Source organism: Sphingomonas sp. 22176 (assembly GCF_052045505.1).
Lineage (GTDB): Bacteria > Pseudomonadota > Alphaproteobacteria > Sphingomonadales > Sphingomonadaceae > Sphingomonas.
On record NZ_JBQEPL010000002.1, the window covers coordinates 518,030 to 532,474 of the forward strand.

The following is a 14,445-nucleotide window of genomic DNA, read 5'->3' on the forward strand; positions in this document are numbered from 1 at the left end:
CCTCAGCTCTTGGGCGGGGGCGCGATGCCGTATTTGGCGGCGCGGGCGGCGACGCGGGGCGCGATCGCGGTCGCTGCTGCAATATCCTTCGCAGCGGCCTCGCTCTGGCCCATGCGTGCTTCGATGATGCCCCGCAGGTAGAGCGTCCACGCCTGGCGCGGCCGGATCGCCAAAGCCGCATTAAGATCGGCGAGCGCGCCCGCCCAATTCCCCTCACGAAACGCCACCAGGCCGCGGCTGTCGAGATAGGCGGCGTTCGAGGGGAGGGCGCGCACCGCGGCGTCGCAGTCGCTCCGCGCGCGCTTCAGGTCGCGATTGGCGAGCGCCAGAGCCCAGCAGCGGCCGTTCTGCGCCTCTGCGCGACTGCCATCCTCGCGATGCGTGGCGAGCCACAGATCATATTGGCCGATCGCAGAATCGAACGCGTCGAGGGCGGTGTAGAGATGCGCAATGCGCAGCCGCTGCATGTCCTCGCGGGGCAATTGGCCTGTGACCAGATCGAGGTCCTCCATCGCGCCCCTGGCATTGCCGGCCCGCTCCCGCACCGTGGCGCGTGTCAGCCGGGTAGCGCTGTCGGCGGGATCGAGCGCGAGCGAAGCGTCGAGATCGTCCATCGCCAGGATCGGCCGGCTCGCAGCCAGATAGGCCAACGCGCGCTGCCGGAGGTAGCGCGGATCCTTGGGCGCCAGCGTCACCGCCTGCGAATAGGCTTCGATGGCGTGCGGCAGGTCGCGCTGTGTCTGGTACATCGCGCCTTGGCGGGCATAGCCTTCCGCGTCGAGCGTGGCACCGGCTTCGGGCGCACTCTGGGTGCTGAAGCCGCTGGCCGTATCGAGCTTTGCGACCGTGTCGAACAAGCGGCCGCCGGTATAGGTGAAGTAGATCCGGTGCTGGAGGTTCGAAACATATATGCGGTGGGACACGAAATAATCCGCGCCGAGCAGCATGTCGGTATCGACGTCGCCCAAATCGGCCATGCGCAGCCGCACATTGTGCAGTTCCTCACTGCCGATCTTGAGCAGCTTGAAACTGCCGATCCAGCCCTGCTGCGCGCGCTTGCCGACGCCGAAGGACCAACCTGCTTGTTGCACCCCGGGGTCGCCCGGCTTCACCCCCGCACGCGCGGCCGCGCGCAGCGAGATCACCGTCCGTCCGGCGCCGGTATCGAACGTGGCCCTCAGCTTCACACCGTCCAGTTCCACCGTGCCGACCGTGTGATTGCGGGCCTCCTCCTTGGACTGGATCGGTAGTTCGAAGAACGGCTTGCCCTCGGACCAATAGGCGAAGGGGGTCTTGCCGCAATTCTTGGGCTGGAACAGCCGGATGGCGCCGCCGGGGAAATCATATTCGACGTCGGCGAGACCGAGAACATTCTGGCCCAGCAGCCCGGTCTGCCCGGTGTCGGACCCGCCGACCAGGAATTCGATATTGGGAAGGTCGGCACCGGCAAGGCCGAAATGCGCCACGCGTGCCACTTCGGCATCGGTGCTGCCGCCGATGCCGCTAAGCCGGAAGCCCGGCGGAGCGGGAGAGCGCGGCAGGTTCAGGGTCTTTGCCACCGGCTGGGGGATGAGGCTGAAAAACGCGCCGCTGTCGAGCAGGAAAGGGGCCGACTTTCCGTTGACCGTGGTGTCGATGATCGGTTCGAGACCCTTCATCGTCACCTTGAGCTCGGCAAATTTCGCAAGCTGGCAGTTGCCGGCAAGTGCCGGGCTGGCGCTGCTTGCCACAAGGAGTGCCGGAACCCACAGACGTGCGAAACGGTGACCGTTCATCGGCATTTCCCCCTGGTGCCCGCGTTCGCGGATTTCGTGTTTTGGCAGGGAATAGCCTAGGCGCGCAAGATGACGGGAGCCTTACGCTTCGCCGAGTTGGTGGCCCTTCTTGCGAATTGGATCGTCGGTACGTGCCCTCCCCGGAACGGCGCCGGGGAGGGAAGGCGCGTTCAGGCGCCGACGCGGATCATCGTCGCGGGCTGTCCGGCCACCGTCGTCCGGAAGCTGAACAGGTCGCCCGAGGTCGGCCGTGCTGCCTTGTCATCGGCGGAGAGGTGCTTGTTGGCGGTGGTGGCGTAGACCGTCTTCAGGTCCGGGCCGCCGAACGCGATCTTGGTGATCGCATCGACCGGGAAGGGGACGGTCTCGACCAGTTCGCCCGCCGGCGAATAGCGGCGTACCGCCGAGCCTGCATACAGGCTCACCCACACAAAGCCTTCGCTGTCGACGCACGGGCCGTCGGGGAAGCCTTCGCCCTCGGCGATGCGGACGAATTCGCGGGGATTGGCCAGCGTGCCGTCTGCGGCGATGTCGCAGGCATAGATGACCTGGCCGAGCGTATCGACATGGTAGAGGATCTTGCCGTCGGGCGAGACCGCCGGGCCGTTGGTGATCGATACCTTGGGGGTCGATGCGACGCAGGTCCCGTCGGCGGCCAGACGATAGATGGCGCCGCTGGCGTCGCTCTCGCCATCGTCCATCGTGCCGAACCACAGGCGGCCTTCGCCGTCGACGGTACCGTCGTTCAGGCGGTTGCCAGGCAGGCCGGGCTCGGGATCGACCAGGGGCGTGAAGCTGCCGTCGGCGGGGTCGAACTTGGCGAGGCCGGTCTGCAGCCCCGCGACGAAGCCGCCGCTGGCGCAGGGGAGGGCAAAGCCCACCTGCGCCGGCGCGTCCCAGCTCTGCTTGTCGCCGGTGGCGGGATCATAGCGGTGGATCTTGTGGCTCTTGATGTCGACGAACCACAGCGCGGCGTCGCGCTCCACCCAAACCGGGCCTTCGAGAAGCGGGGCAGCGAGCCCCCACACGCTCTCCGGCGCCGATACCACCACCTTGTCGGTCATCTTATCTCCAGCCTGCATCCACGAAGAATTCGTGGCTCGTTACCAGCCGTGCATCGTCGGATGCAAGGAACAGCGCCAGCGCGGCGATGTCGTCCGGCACCAGACGGCCCGGCAAGCACTGCGCCTTGACGATCTCGGCTTCGCCCTCGGGCGTGTACCATTTCATCTGGCGCGGCGTCTTGACGTTGCCGGGGACGATGCAGACCGAACGGATGCCGTCCGGGCCCAGCTCGCGCGCGAGGCTGCGGGTGAGGCCTTCAATCGCCGCCTTGGCGGTCTGGTAAAGCGTCAGCTCTTCCAGCGCCAGGTGCCAGGAGATCGAGCCGAGGTTGATGATCACGCCGGCGCGCTTGGCCTTCATCGCCGGGATCACCGCCTGCGCCATGAAGAACTGGTGGCGCAGGTTCACGTTCATGCGGTTGTCCCAGTACTCCGGGGTCACCTGCTCGATCGTGTGGCGGTCGTCGTTGGCGGCGTTGTTGAGCAGCACGTCGAAGCCGCCCTCGGCATCGATCAGCGCCTGCACCTGCGCCTGCGCGGCGCGGATGTCGGTGAGGTCGACCTCGTAGAAGCGCGGCGCGATTGCCGCGTCCGACAGACTGGCGACCAGCGCCTTCGAATCGTCCTCGGCGATGTCGAAGAAGGTCACGTCCGCGCCCTGGCGGACGAACCCTTCGACCAGCCCGGCGCCGATCCCCGAGCCACCACCGGTGATCAGGACCCGCTTGCCCTTCAGGCTCGGATAGACGGCACGCTCAGCGGCCGGAATCGGGCCCTGCTGGAGATCGGCTTGGGACATGGACACCCTTATGCGTTGGAGAGAAGGCCGCGGGCGGCGAGGTTGCGCATCAGATCGCGAATGCCGAACGTCCAGGGCGCGGCGGCCTTGGAGGTGGTGACGCGGTTGACGAGCGTGCCGAGCTTCGGCGTCGAGATGCGGACGACGTCGCCCGGCTTGTGGGTGAAGCCGCGGCCGGGATGATCGCGATCCTGCACCGGCGCGAACAGCGTGCCGAGGAACAGCGCGAAGCCGTCCGGATACTGATGCTCGCTCAGCGTCTGGCGGACGAGGTCGGTGGGATCGCGGCTGATCTCGCTCATCTTGTTGGTGCCCGAAAGGCGATAGCCCTCCGGCCCGTCGATGGTGAGGTCGACCACCGCGCTGCGCACGTCATCCATGGTGAAATTGTCATCGAACAGCCGGATGAACGGGCCGATCGACGTCGAGGCGTTGTTGTCCTTCGCCTTGCCGAGCAGCAGCGCACTGCGGCCCTCGAAGTCGCGCAGGTTGACGTCGTTGCCGAGCGCTGCGCCCTTGATCTGGCCGTTGCGGTCCACCGCGAGCACGATTTCCGGCTCGGGATTGTTCCAGTCGCTGTCCGAGCGGATGCCGATCTCGGCGCCCCAGCCCATCGACGAGAGCACGGGCGCCTTGGTGAACACTTCCGCGTCCGGCCCGATCGCGACTTCGAGATATTGCGACCACATGCCTGCATCGATCAGCGCGGCCTTGAGGCTGGCGGCTTCGGGCGTGCCGGGGACGACCGAGCGGATGCCCGAGCCGACCTTGGCTTCCAGGTCGCCGCGGATCTCGGCGGCCTTGGCGGAATCGCCGCGGGCGCGTTCTTCGATCACGCGCTCCAGCGCGGAGACGGCGAAGGTGACGCCGCAGGCCTTCACGCACTGCAGGTCGACCGGCGCCAGGATCTGCGGGGCCGATTCGGTGCCCAGCGCTTCGACGCTGCACAGCACTTCACCGGTAAGCGTGGCGATGTCGCCGCGCTCCAGCAGGTCGGCAACGGTCGGCGCGGCGGCCGATACGTCGATCACCTGGCCGTCGCGGAGGATGACGGGGCTGGGGCCGGCAGCAGTCTGCACGCGGCCAACCAGGATCGCCTGCGCATGATCGGCAGGCAGCATGTCTCTAAGCGCTTCCAAGGGACCTCTCACCAAACTCGTTTCGGATTGTGATAGCGCTACCATTGGCGCTCCGGCAAAGCAAATGTCAAGCCGGGCATAGCCGGGTTCAGCGCCGTTTCAAATATACGATAAAATTTCGGCGACGATCGCCTCGGGCGCCCGCATCGCGCCGTCTTCGCTGGCGCGGACGACCTTCCACGGGCCGAGCAGGTCGGCCGCGACGATCGCCTCGTAATTGCCGCGGACGCGCTGCTGGAGCGCGATGTCCGCCTCATATTCGTCGAAGCTGCGATCGGTATAGCTGCGCTGCGCCTTTTGCAGGATCAGTGCGCGGGCAAGGTCCCAGGGCGTGTCGAGATAGATCGACAGCCGCGGGCGGGGCAAGGCGAACTGCCCGGTCTCAAGCGCGAGGATCCAGTCCATCAGCGCGCGGCCCTCGTCGCCGCCCAGCTTGGCGCCCTGATAGGCCATGTTCGAGGCGATGTAGCGATCGAGCACGACCACGTCGTGGGTCGCCTGCGCCTCGAGCAGCGCATCGCGCCATTCGAAGCGATCGAGCGCATAGAGCACGGCGGCGGCATGCGGGGTGACGGGGACGGGGAGTTCACCGGCAAGCATCTTGCCGATCGTCACCCCGGCGACGGTCTCGCCATAGCGCGGGAAGCCGAGCACGGTGGCAGTGCGGCCCGAGGCCTGCAGCGCCGCACACAGCCCGCGCGACGCGGTGTTCTTGCCGACGCCGTCGGCGCCCTCGATCGCGATGAGTTCACCCATGCGGGCGCCATAGCATGCTGCGGCAGGTTGTCATCAAGACTCCCGTGCGCCTGAAACTCCCCTCCCGCTTGCGGGAGGGGGATTAGAAGGTCAATGAAAGGAAGCCGTCTCCGGCGGCGCGCAGAGCAGCGCGCAGGGGCCTTCGCCGTCGAGCGGCAGGATCGCGGTGAGGGCGGCCTTGCCGCCGGCATGGTCCATCAGCCAGCCGGGTTCGGCCACGGCCGGACGGGCGGGCGAGAAGGCGACGCCGGTGCCGTCGGTGATCACGCCCAGGCGGCGGGGCGGGGTGGGCCAGCGGCCGGAAAGATAAGTGATGCAGGCAGCCGCCGCATCCTGCAGCGCGCCTTCATGGCTGTCCTCGGGGCAGAAACCCTCGGGGGTGGCGTCGATCTCGGCAACCAGGCGGAAATCTTCACCGCGCCACCAGATCATCCGCAGCGACCCGTCGGTCTCCTGCTGCAGACCCAGAAAAAGCCGACCGCCCGCCGGGAGCAACGGTTGCGCACAGCGCACCATCTCCTCGGCCAGTTCGGTCAGCTTGTAATTCGACCGGGGTAGCATCTGCATCGCACCTCGGCCGTTTATCTGGGAGTTTCGGGACATCGGATCGTTCCGGGGGAAGGTCTATTCTTCCCTTATAGAACGCTTTTGTCCCGAAGGTGCATCAATGCATCGCAGCGCGGTTCGGAGCCGGGGCAACGGTGATCGCGATCGCTTCGACGGTCTCGCGGTTGGCTTCGGCGGCAACCACCGTCTCGATGCGCGCGGCGTCGATCGCGACGACGCTGGAGAGCAGGTTGTGCGGCTGCGTGGCGTCCGGCAGGATCGGCGTGGCCGGGCGGGCAGCAGCCGGCTGGCGGCGCTTGGCGGTAGCGGGCTCGCCATATTCGGCCATCACCGAGAAGCGCGGATCGGCAGCGGCGATCTCGGCGATCACCTTGGCGGCGCGCTTGGTGATCTGGCGAACGCGCTCCTTGGTCACGCCGGTCTCCATCGACAGATCGTCGAGGGTGGCGGTCTGGAACACGCGGCGGGCGACGATCTCACGGTCGCGCTCCAGCTTGGCTTCCAGCTTCTCCAGCTCGGCGGGATCGATGCCGTGGGTGGCGGTGCGGAGACGCGGGCCTTCGCGGCGAAGGGCTGCTTCCTCGCGCTTCGGGCGGGGACGGCGGCGGAGCTGCTCGATGCCGACCTTGCGGAGGTGATCGACATAGGCCTCGATCAGCGAGGAGATCGCGCCATCGGCGAGATAGTCCGAAGCGGCGCTCTCGGTGCGCTCCAGGGCGTCCTCGTCCTCGATCATCGCCTCGGGCGACATTTCGTCGCCGTCCGCCGAGGTGACCATCGCGCTGAGCGAAACGGTGGTGGCTTCGACCTTCTTCGCCGAGGGGCGCTGGTCGGTCATCAGGCGGAAGCGCAGGCTCTGCAGCTCACCGCGGATTTGCCAGTTGACGAAGGTGGTGAACTGGGCCTTTTCCGGCTCATAGGCCTGAATGGCGCGGTGCACGGCAATGGCGCAGCACTGCTCGGCGTCGTCCCAGTGCGCGGTGAGGCCGTACTGGCGGATGAAATGACGGATGCGGGGAGCGATCAGCTTCAGGATGCGGGCAAAGGCGCGATCGATTTCAGCGCGCTGACGGTTGGTCTGCTTGCCGTCCTTGGGCGCGTTCTCGATGACGGTTTGGACTGCGGCCTCGAGAGCGATCGTGATCTTCGACATTTGTATTCCCCTGGTTTCAGCGCCGGTCCGATCGTTTCGGCGCCGTCGACAAGGGACACATTTCGTCGCAAACCTTTAAAGGAGTGCTAATCGGGGGGTTAGGTAGTTTTCCGCAAACGCACTCCCAAGCTTTATAGCAACGCCGATTCGCTTGGTGCGCCAAGTGCTTGAAAAAAAGATGGTTAACCGCGCATCAACATCGCTGCTGATGGGCGTGAAAACCTCAGCAATGGCGGATTTACGAGGAAAATTTGTCCGGCTGGACGTGCCGATCGATGAAATCGAGCAGCCATTGGCGGTGCGCGCGGGTCGCATCCCCGGCATGGGCGATGCGCTGATCGGCGGATGCCCCGCCTACCTGTGCGGCCAGCAGGGTGCGCGCACGTTCTGCGTCAATATTTCCTGCAAGAAACTTCTTTGCATCGCCGAGGCCCAAATGATGGCCAAGATAGGCCGCTTTGGCGAGCGTTTCCGAATCAGCGCGGACATTGAGGCCCGCCGATTCGAAATGTTGCAGATTATTTTTCGCCATGTCGGCGATGCTCAGGATCGACGCTTGCGGATCATAGCGGAGCGCGAGCAGCTCGCTGCGGCGGCCCGGATCGACCTTGCCGTTTTCTTTCAGCCAGCCGCGCGCCTTGGCAACATCGTTCAGCCAGGTGCCGCCCTGTTCGGCGAGCGTCTGCCAGGTGCCGCTGAGGAACTGGCCGAGCCCCGCCGCGCTGGAGCGCGGGTTGCGCGACAGCGGGTTCCAGCTGCCGTCCTGCCCCTTGCCGGCTTCGGCATCGACGATCGCGGCGATCGCGGAGCGGGGAATCCCGCTGCGCGCCTCGGCGGCGGCGAGGGTATCGGCATAGCGGGCGTTACTGCCGAGCGTGAGCCCGCCGGCAACGCCGCCCGTCTTCGGAAAGCCGTTCGCGCCGGAAAGCGCACTGACCACCGATCCCGAGGCGGGAAGGGTGGCGTGGTCGGCGACCGCCGGCGTGCGGACTGCGCCAAGCGCGCCCTTGGCGAGCGCTGCGATATCGTCCGGTTCGTCGTCGTGGCAGGAGCAGGAACACTGGCACTTGCACTTGCCCTTGGCCGATTTCGGCGCCTGTGTGCCGAGCAGTTCGAGCAGCGAATCCATCGACATGTCCGATCCCGCGCCGAGCGGCGAGCGGGTCTTGTCGTTGTCGCGGTCGCCATCGCCGATCGCGGCGCGCCACAGGCGGGTCGAGAGTTCGGATTGGGCCTGCGCGTAAATCACGTTGGCGCGTTGCGCCGGCGTGAGCGCGGCAAGGTCGGTACGGTGGATCATGCGGCCTTTACCAGCATCCGCTTGCGCTCGCGCAGGAAGCGCGCCGCGGCAATGTCGTCGATCGCCGCCTGTTCGGCGGCTTCGGCTTCGCGCTCGGCATCGGCGCGGAAGCGTTCGGCGGCGCCTTCGATCGCGCGGAAGGTACCATAGGCTTCACGCGCCAGTTCGCGCAGGTTGAGGAGGCGCGCCTGTTCGGCGACGGCTTCCTCGGCGATGCGCGTCTGGGCGTGCTTGGCGGTGGCCAGCCACGCGTCGGAGGCGAAGGGCAGGGCATGCGCCAGCACGCGCTCCTCGCGGATGCGAGCGACGAGGTCGCGGCCCTGCTGCTCCAGCTCGGCGATGCGTTCGATCGCGGCACCGATCTTGACCTTGAGGTCGTCGACGGTGCGCTGCTGCATCCGCAATGCGGTATCGAACGGCGTCTTCATGCGGCGAGACCCACGTCATGGCCGTGACCCGGATCGCCCGACGCTTCGCCGGACAGGATCGCGGCCAGCTCGGCGAACGCCGCATCGGCATGGCCCTGGTCGTTCTTGCCCTGGTTGAGCAGCGTCTCGATGCGCGGTGCCAGCGCGACCGCACGGTCGACGTCGGGCGAGGAGCCGGCCTTGTAGGCGCCCAGCCGCACCATCTCCTCCATGTCGGCATAGGTCGACAGCAGCTTGCGCGCGGCGATGCGGACTTCGTTCTGCTCGGGCTCGAGGCAATGGGGCAGGGTGCGCGATACCGATTTGAGGATGTCGATCGCCGGATAGCGGCCGCGTTCGGCGATCGCGCGGCGCATCACGACGTGGCCGTCGAGGATGCCGCGCACCGCATCGGCAACGGGTTCGTTATGGTCGTCGCCGTCGACGAGGACGGTGAACAGGCCGGTGATCATGCCCCCGCCCGGTGCACCGGGACCGGCGCGCTCGAGCAGACGCGGCAGCTCGGCGAAGACGGTGGGGGTATAGCCCTTGGTCGCCGGCGGCTCGCCCGAGGCGAGGCCGATCTCGCGCTGCGCCATCGCGAAGCGGGTGACCGAATCCATCAGGCAGAGCACGTTGAGCCCCTGGTCGCGGAAATGTTCGGCGACGGCGAGGGTGGTCCAGGCGGCCTGGCGGCGCATCAGCGCCGGCTCGTCGGAGGTGGCGACGACGACGACCGAGCGGGCCATACCCTCGGGTCCCAGATCGTCCTCGATGAATTCCTGCACTTCGCGGCCGCGTTCGCCGATCAGCCCGATCACTGCGACGTCGCACTGCGTCCAGCGCGCGAGCATCGACAGCAGGACGGACTTGCCGACGCCCGAGCCGGCGAACAGGCCGAGGCGCTGGCCGCGGCACAACGGCACGAAGGTGTCGAGGCAACGCACCCCGGTCTCGATCCGCTCGGCAACGCGCGCGCGGCCGGCGGCGGCGGGCGGGGAGGCCTTGATCGGCTGCGGATCGGCGCCGTTGACCAGCGGGCCCTGCCCGTCGACCGGGCGGCCGAGGCCGTTGATCATGCGGCCGAGCCAGGCCTTGGAGGGGCGGACGGTGAACTGGCCGGCGCCAAGTTCGGCGACCGCGCCGAGGCCAACGCCCTGCGGATCGACGAAGGGCAGGCACAAAGCGACGCCGCGATCGAGCGCGGTGACTTCAGCTTCCACCTTGCCGCTGGGGGACTGGATCTCGACGCGGCTGCCGATCTGGGCGACGCCGGTCAGGCCTTCCACTTCGATGAGCGCGCCGCGCACCGCCACCACGCGTCCGAAGCGACGGTCGGGGACCATCTCCTTGATGGCGCGGGCGGCACTGGCGAGCGTCTGCATCGCGCGGGCTCCTTCAGGCGACCTGCGTCGCGGCGGTATCGGTATCGGAATCGGCCGCCGTGGCAGCGTCTTCCATGGCGATCAGCTCGCGGGCGGCGGCAAGCGCCTTGTAATATTCGGCCTGGGCAAGGTCGTTGGCGAAGCGGATGCACAGCTCGCGCGCCTCGGCGGTGGCCAGGGCGGCGATCAGCAGGCTGAGCAGCTGGAGCACGGCATCCTGGTGCGCGTCGCGCCCGGCGGGATCGATATAGGCGAGCATCGTCGCGAAATAGAGCTGGCGCGCGGGCGTGGTCGCTTCCTCGGGCCGCATCACTTCGCGGCCGCGCAGGATCGATACCATATTCTCGACGACGATCTGCGTCCGCCCGACGGCGCGCAATACAGCGCCGTTGACGATCGCCTTCTCACCGTCCCGGAGCGTAATGCGAAGCATGGCACTGGCCTTTCGATAAGCGTTCCTCAACTTATAGGTGCGTTGAATACGGGGGTGGGCAAACACCCGGCAAATTTTGCCGCCCCCTGCGCGGATGCGGCAAAAATCGCCCCGTCGATTTGGGCGAAGGGTTCACCCCTCTACAATGAGGATGTCGCCGGCGTGGGGATCGCGCGGGCATTCGAGGAGTTTTGAACTTGAGCCTCTATTCCGCTCTTTACGCTGGCGTTTCCGGGCTGAGCGCGCAGTCGAGTGCCATGGCCACCGTCGCTGACAACATCACCAACATCAATACCGTCGCCTATAAGGGCGTCGAAGCCCAGTTCCGCACGTTGGTGACCGATGGTCGCACTTCGGCGAGCTACTCGGCAGGTGGTGTCGCGGCTGCGCCGCTCGCACAGGTTTCCAAGCAGGGCCTACTTCAGGCCTCCGGCAGCAGCACCGATCTCGCGATCGACGGCGGCGGGTTCTTCATCACCCGCAGCGGCCTGAATGCGAGCGACCCGGTCGCCTATACCCGCGCCGGCTCGTTCAAGCCGGACGAGGAAGGCTATCTGCGCAATTCCTCCGGTCTGTACCTCTATGGCTGGCGCCTGGATGCGACCGGCGGCTACACCAACACCGGCAATCTCGACACGCTGACGCCGGTACGTCTGACGGACCTCGTCGGTACCGCCGCGCCGACCAACAACCTGCAGGCGCACATCAACCTGCAGTCGGACGCCGCCGTCTACACGCCCACCGGCACGCAGCCCGCCTACACGGCCGGCGCGATGGCGAACGGCACGGTGACGCCGAACTTCACCCGCTCCTTCACGGTCTATGACTCGCAGGGCGGCAGCCACGAAATGAAGATGTCGTTCCTCAAGACTGGTTCCAACCAGTGGGCGATGGAAGCGTACGCGAACCCGGCGAGCGACGTCGGCGCGCCCGCGGTCGGCGGTCTGGTGCGCAGCGGCACCGTCGCTTTCAACGGCGACGGCAGCCTCAACACGACGGCGTCCACCGCCGGTCTGTTCAACCCGCTGACCGTCAACTACACCAACGGCGCCAGCTCGGTGCCGATCAACCTGGATCTGGGCACCAACGGCGGCACCAACGGGCTTACCCAGTTCGGCCAGCCTTCGTCGCTGGTTTCGGGCGGCACCAATGGCGGCGTGCTCGGCAACATCGCGGCGACCGAAGTCTCCAAGGAGGGCATCGTCAGCGCGATCTTCGACGACGGCTCCAGCCGTCAGGTGTTCCAACTGCCGATCGCCACCTTCCCGAACCCGAACGGCCTGACCCGCCTTTCCGGCAACGCCTACACCTCGACGCGCGCCTCGGGCTCGATGACGATGAACCCTCCGGGCCAGCTCGGCGCGGGCAACATCTCGGCGAACACGCTGGAGGCCTCGACCGTCGATCTAGCGGGCGAGTTCACCAACATGATCCGCTTTCAGCGCGCCTACAGCGCAGCGTCGAAGATCATCACGACCGTCGACGACATGCTGCGCGAAGTCAGCGACCTGAAGCGCTGACGACGACTGAAGCCGGGGGACGCACGACATGGCGCTGAACGATATCCTAGGAACCGCCGCTTCCGGCCTGGCTGCTGCCCAGGCTGGATTGAAGGCGGTATCGAACAACATCGCCAATGTCGGCGTCACCGGCTATGCCCGCGAAAAGGTCAATCTTTCGACCTCGGTGATGGGCGGCACCGTCACCGGCGTCAGCGTCGGCGAGTTCGAACGCGTAGCGGATCGCTTCCTGGAAGCGACCGTCTACCGCCGGGCCGGGGACTATGGGAAGTCCGAGGTGAGCTCCAGCTACCTCGACCGGCTGCAGTCGCTGCTGGGCGAGCCGGGCGACAAATCCGGCCTGCCGGCACGCTTGGACGCGATCAACGCCTCGGCGATCGCGATGACCGGCTCGCAATCCTCGGCGCAGACCAGTGCCGTGTTCGTCGGCAATGTTTCCGACGCGCTGTCGTCGATGCAGCAGATCACGCAGGACGTGGATGGGCTGCGCGGCGACGTGGAGTCCGAAGTCGGCTATTCGGTCGACAAGATCAACACGCTGCTCCAGCGCATCTATGATCTCAACGGCACCGTGTCGCAGGCGACGGGCCTCGGCCGCAATGCCAGCGGCGCCGCCGACCAGCGGATGAGCGCGATCGAGGAACTGAGCGGCCTGGTTTCGGTCAACGTCCGCGACCAGCCGGACGGCAGGGTGCTCATCGAAACCACCTCGGGCCAGATGCTGCTCGATTCGCGGCTTCGTCAGCTGGATTATCCGAACAAGAATGGCGGCGCCGGCAGCGCCCAGACGACCTATCCCGATATCTCGATCCGCTTCGCCGACAAGAACGGCACGATGGGTGCGCTGACCGGCGAAAAGCTGGATTCGGCGGCCGCAGGTGGCAAATTGGGTGGTCTGCTCGATCTGCGTGATCGCGCCCTGCCGTCCTTCTCGGAACAGTTGGGCGTTACGTTCAGCGGCCTTTCCGAAGCGCTCAACGCCGTTTCCAACCAAGGCACCGCCGTGCCGCCGCCCGCCAGCCTCACCGGCCGGCAGAGCGGGCTCGTCGGCACCGATCGGCTGGGGTTCACCGGCAAGGCGAGCTTCGCGGTCACCCAGGCGGACGGCACCCTCGTCGCCAAGACCGACGTCGATTTCGACGCGCTGGGGGCAGGCGCGACCGTGAACGACATGGTCAGCGCGATCAACGCCGGCCTTGGCGGCGCGGCCACGGCCAGCTTCACCAACGGCGTGCTGAGCTTCGCGGCGACCGGCGCCGGTAACGGCGTAGCGATCTCGCAATCGTCGACGGCGCCCAGCAGCCGTGCCGGGATCGGCGTGTCGCAATATTTCGGCATGAACGACCTGATCCAGAGCAACAGCAGCACCCTGGTGCCGACGGGCTTCAAGGCTTCGGATCCGCATGGCTTCACCACCGGCCAGACCGCACAGGTGATCCTGCGCGACTCTTCCGGCCTGGCGCTGACCAGCTATACGCTGCAGCCGACGACCGGCGGCACGATGGGCGACATCATCACCGAGCTGAACGGCAGCGATCTCGGCAAGTTCGGTGACTTCTCGCTCGACAGCCGGGGGCGGGTGCGCTTCGATCCGGCGAGCGGCCTGTCCGGTGCGACGCTAACGATGGCGTCGGATTCGACCGACCGCTTCGGCAGTGGTCGCAGCTTCTCGGCGCTGTCCGGGCTGAGCGGGCTCAACAGCGGCCTGGATGTCGCCAAGGTCCGCAACGACATCGTCGGCAACCCCGCCAAGCTGCCGCTTGCCCAGATCGACACCAGTGTCGCGGTGGGCAGTAAGGCGGTCGGGGCCGGCGACACGCGCGGCGCCACGGCCTTTGCGGACAAGCTGGCGAGCACGCTGGACCTCGGCAAGGACGGCGTCACGACCATCGGCCGCTTCTCGACGCAGCTGCTCGGCCGAGCCGGGCTCGAGGCCAACCAGGCGCAGAACCGCTTCGACGACGCGAACGCGCGCAAATCGGACGCGGTGAACCGCCGCGACAGCTATTCGGGCGTCAACATCGACGAGGAGCTCTCGCAGATGGTCGTCCTGCAAAACAGCTATTCGGCATCGGCGCGCGTGATGACCACCGCGACGCAGATGTACGACACCCTTCTCCAGATGGTCCAATAAGGGGAGCTGACCC

At 66.9% G+C, this 14,445-nt stretch carries 13 protein-coding genes; 2 read left to right on the forward strand and 11 right to left on the reverse strand.

Annotated features, from left to right (window positions below; translation table 11 throughout):
* Window positions 1-2: 2 nt before the first annotated feature.
* The 11 genes from ACTJKY_RS10235 to ACTJKY_RS10285 all read right to left on the reverse strand — a co-directional run bounded on the left by ACTJKY_RS10235 (window position 3) and on the right by ACTJKY_RS10285 (window position 10,778).
* Window positions 3-1,775, reverse strand: a complete 1,773-nt coding sequence (locus tag ACTJKY_RS10235; protein ID WP_440845851.1) for a retroviral-like aspartic protease family protein — start codon at window positions 1,773-1,775, stop codon at window positions 3-5.
* A gap of 170 nt (window positions 1,776-1,945) precedes the next feature.
* Window positions 1,946-2,839, reverse strand: a complete 894-nt coding sequence (locus tag ACTJKY_RS10240) for an SMP-30/gluconolactonase/LRE family protein (RefSeq protein ID WP_440845853.1) — start codon at window positions 2,837-2,839, stop codon at window positions 1,946-1,948.
* A gap of 1 nt (window position 2,840) precedes the next feature.
* Window positions 2,841-3,638 (reverse strand): SDR family NAD(P)-dependent oxidoreductase, encoded by a 798-nt coding sequence (locus ACTJKY_RS10245; RefSeq protein ID WP_440845854.1) that lies wholly within the window; start codon window positions 3,636-3,638, stop codon window positions 2,841-2,843.
* A gap of 8 nt (window positions 3,639-3,646) precedes the next feature.
* A complete protein-coding gene (locus ACTJKY_RS10250; RefSeq protein WP_440845856.1) occupies window positions 3,647-4,759 on the reverse strand; it encodes a fumarylacetoacetate hydrolase family protein in 1,113 nt (370 codons plus the stop codon).
* Between the two features lie 117 nt (window positions 4,760-4,876).
* A complete protein-coding gene (locus ACTJKY_RS10255; protein ID WP_440845858.1) occupies window positions 4,877-5,533 on the reverse strand; it encodes a dTMP kinase in 657 nt (218 codons plus the stop codon).
* Between the two features lie 90 nt (window positions 5,534-5,623).
* On the reverse strand, window positions 5,624-6,100 hold the full coding sequence (locus ACTJKY_RS10260) for a hypothetical protein (RefSeq protein ID WP_440845859.1): 477 nt from the start codon (window positions 6,098-6,100) through the stop codon (window positions 5,624-5,626).
* A gap of 97 nt (window positions 6,101-6,197) precedes the next feature.
* Window positions 6,198-7,253 carry a sigma factor-like helix-turn-helix DNA-binding protein gene (locus ACTJKY_RS10265; protein WP_440845860.1) on the reverse strand — a complete coding sequence of 352 codons (1,056 nt, stop codon included), beginning with the start codon at window positions 7,251-7,253 and terminating at the stop codon, window positions 6,198-6,200.
* A 238-nt stretch (window positions 7,254-7,491) separates the two neighbouring features.
* Window positions 7,492-8,553 (reverse strand): peptidoglycan-binding protein, encoded by a 1,062-nt coding sequence (locus tag ACTJKY_RS10270; RefSeq protein ID WP_440845861.1) that lies wholly within the window; start codon window positions 8,551-8,553, stop codon window positions 7,492-7,494.
* Window positions 8,550-8,981 (reverse strand): hypothetical protein, encoded by a 432-nt coding sequence (locus ACTJKY_RS10275; protein WP_440845862.1) that lies wholly within the window; start codon window positions 8,979-8,981, stop codon window positions 8,550-8,552. Before ACTJKY_RS10275 ends, ACTJKY_RS10270 begins: the two co-directional genes overlap by 4 nt.
* The gene (gene fliI / locus ACTJKY_RS10280) at window positions 8,978-10,345 is read right to left on the reverse strand and encodes a flagellar protein export ATPase FliI (protein WP_440845863.1); all 1,368 of its coding nucleotides are present in this window, start codon (window positions 10,343-10,345) and stop codon (window positions 8,978-8,980) included. The genes ACTJKY_RS10275 and fliI overlap by 4 nt, the downstream gene beginning before the upstream one ends.
* 13 nt (window positions 10,346-10,358) lie before the next feature.
* Complete coding sequence (locus ACTJKY_RS10285) at window positions 10,359-10,778, reverse strand: flagellar biosynthesis repressor FlbT (RefSeq protein WP_440845864.1); 420 nt, start codon at window positions 10,776-10,778, stop codon at window positions 10,359-10,361.
* 197 nt (window positions 10,779-10,975) lie between these two features.
* Between ACTJKY_RS10285 and flgE the strand changes: the two genes are divergently transcribed.
* Both flgE and ACTJKY_RS10295 read left to right on the forward strand, forming a co-directional pair.
* Complete coding sequence (gene flgE, locus ACTJKY_RS10290; RefSeq protein WP_440845865.1) at window positions 10,976-12,298, forward strand: flagellar hook protein FlgE; 1,323 nt, start codon at window positions 10,976-10,978, stop codon at window positions 12,296-12,298.
* A gap of 28 nt (window positions 12,299-12,326) precedes the next feature.
* Window positions 12,327-14,432, forward strand: coding sequence for a FlgK family flagellar hook-associated protein (locus tag ACTJKY_RS10295; protein WP_440845867.1), 2,106 nt, complete (start codon window positions 12,327-12,329; stop codon window positions 14,430-14,432).
* Window positions 14,433-14,445 lie beyond the last annotated feature (13 nt).

Bases quoted from the DNA above. Each gene is read 5' to 3' on its own strand.
- ACTJKY_RS10235 (WP_440845851.1), bottom strand. From the start codon at position 1,775: ATGAACGGTCACCGTTTCGCACGTCTGTGGGTTCCGGCACTCCTTGTG.
- ACTJKY_RS10240 (WP_440845853.1), bottom strand. From the start codon at position 2,839: ATGACCGACAAGGTGGTGGTATCGGCGCCGGAGAGCGTGTGGGGGCTC.
- fliI (WP_440845863.1), bottom strand. From the start codon at position 10,345: ATGCAGACGCTCGCCAGTGCCGCCCGCGCCATCAAGGAGATGGTCCCC.
- ACTJKY_RS10250 (WP_440845856.1), bottom strand. From the start codon at position 4,759: ATGCTGCCTGCCGATCATGCGCAGGCGATCCTGGTTGGCCGCGTGCAG.
- ACTJKY_RS10295 (WP_440845867.1), top strand. From the start codon at position 12,327: ATGGCGCTGAACGATATCCTAGGAACCGCCGCTTCCGGCCTGGCTGCT.
- ACTJKY_RS10275 (WP_440845862.1), bottom strand. From the start codon at position 8,981: ATGAAGACGCCGTTCGATACCGCATTGCGGATGCAGCAGCGCACCGTC.
- ACTJKY_RS10260 (WP_440845859.1), bottom strand. From the start codon at position 6,100: ATGCAGATGCTACCCCGGTCGAATTACAAGCTGACCGAACTGGCCGAG.
- ACTJKY_RS10270 (WP_440845861.1), bottom strand. From the start codon at position 8,553: ATGATCCACCGTACCGACCTTGCCGCGCTCACGCCGGCGCAACGCGCC.
- ACTJKY_RS10245 (WP_440845854.1), bottom strand. From the start codon at position 3,638: ATGTCCCAAGCCGATCTCCAGCAGGGCCCGATTCCGGCCGCTGAGCGT.
- ACTJKY_RS10285 (WP_440845864.1), bottom strand. From the start codon at position 10,778: ATGCTTCGCATTACGCTCCGGGACGGTGAGAAGGCGATCGTCAACGGC.
- ACTJKY_RS10265 (WP_440845860.1), bottom strand. From the start codon at position 7,253: ATGTCGAAGATCACGATCGCTCTCGAGGCCGCAGTCCAAACCGTCATC.
- ACTJKY_RS10255 (WP_440845858.1), bottom strand. From the start codon at position 5,533: ATGGGTGAACTCATCGCGATCGAGGGCGCCGACGGCGTCGGCAAGAAC.